We start from the raw sequence: 1588 nt of genomic DNA, 5'->3' as shown, positions 1-1588 counted from the left end.
CACTCTTTTTGCCAAAATGCCAACTCCCATATTTTCTTATAAAGGATAAAAAAGCATCCTGATTTTTTGTCCTGCCTTTCCCTTACATCCAGAATCTTTGCCAGCTTTTTCAGATTCATGCACGCAAAGGTCAGCCCGGCTTTCATTCTCATTCGGGCGTTGCCGATATATTGTGTGTATCGAAATCCATGCTGTTCTTTTGCACTTCCAAACAATCTTTCAATAGTCTCTTTTCTCAGCATGTAAATTTCTTTATTCCCCAGAGTATGACGGATGTCCTCGCTGGTTTCCAGATACTCTTCCCAAATGTGGCGGGAGATCGTTTTTTCATGCTCTTTGCTTTCTGTACATTTGGAAAGGTAAGGACAGTTTTTACAGATGCTTTTATCGCTCTTGTATTCTTTGTAACCCTCCCGGTTCGTCGTCTGATAAGTAAGGATCTGATCCGCCGGACAGATATAGCAGTCATAGTACTCATCGTAGACATACTCATATTTCTTGAAGAATCCATCTTTTGTCATGGGCCTTTTATACGGAAACAGGGGCTGTATCCCGTCTTTTAACAATTCTCGGGCTATTGCTGGAGTCTTATATCCGGCATCCAATACCATCATCTCCATATCCAGGTCTTTCAATTTGTCGTACAAAGGCTTCCATGTCCTGCTGTCATGTTCATTCCCTGGATGCACAGTATAATCTAAGATCCACCCGTGCTTGTCACATGCAGTCTCTATGCTGTATGCAAAAACATGTTTATGTTCGCCTTTTCGGAACCAGCCGCTTTCCGGATCTGAAGTACTGCATTTTTGCGTTTTGGCTCCTTCCGGGATTTCGTCTGAAGAACCGCTTTCACCAGAAGTGCCGTCGCCCGCTGTGGGAGGTGTATTCGAATCATCCTTTTTTTCTTTTAAAGGTTTCTTTCCGTGATTTTTACGGTCTTCATTGATTTCTTTTTTTAACTCCTCCTCATACCATAGAGCTTCTTGAGATGCAATCCTCTTTCTCATCTTTTTGCTGTTAGCACAGGCTTTTACATGGGTAGAATCCACAAACACGGTAGATGTATCTACCAGATGAAACTTCATACATTGTTCGAGGATATGGGAAAAGATCTGTTCAAACAGTTCCGTATCCTTAAAACGTCGGGTATAGTTTTTCCCAAAAGTAGAAAAGTGAGGAACTGGATCCAACATATCCAGACCGAGAAACCAACGATAAGCTACATTCACTTCGATTTCTTTTATCGTCTGGCGCATACTTTTAATCCCATAGAGATACTGGATAAAAGGGATTTTGATCAGCATCACCGGATCCATGCTCGGCCTTCCGTTATCTGCACAATACTTGTCTTCTACAAGATCGTAAATAAAGTTCCAGTCAATTGCCCGGTCAATCTTTCGGAGCATGTGATCCTTTGGCACCATGTCATCCATGCTGAACATCATCATTTGTTCTCTTTTTTTATCGGCATCTCTTGTCATCATAAGCGGAACCTCCTTATAGGATAATTATACCATGTGCAGGGAACGTACCGCTTAACTTTAGAGTTGATAAGTAGGGGATTTTTCTTGATAAAAACCGGAAGGAT

Annotated in this window: 1 protein-coding gene; it reads right to left on the bottom strand. The window is 41.7% G+C overall.

Features of this window, described 5'->3' with window-relative positions:
• Window positions 1-1484: IS1182 family transposase (locus FGQ86_RS16105; protein WP_243127313.1), on the bottom strand; the 1484-nt coding region annotated here is incomplete at its 3' end.
• Window positions 1485-1588: the final 104 nt, after the last annotated feature.

Source organism: Clostridium sp. BSD2780061688st1 H5 (assembly GCF_005845155.1).
GTDB lineage: Bacteria > Bacillota > Clostridia > Lachnospirales > Lachnospiraceae > Claveliimonas > Claveliimonas intestinigallinarum.
Note: the sequence above shows the minus strand (reverse complement) of the source record. Positions and strands in the feature narration are given on the sequence as shown.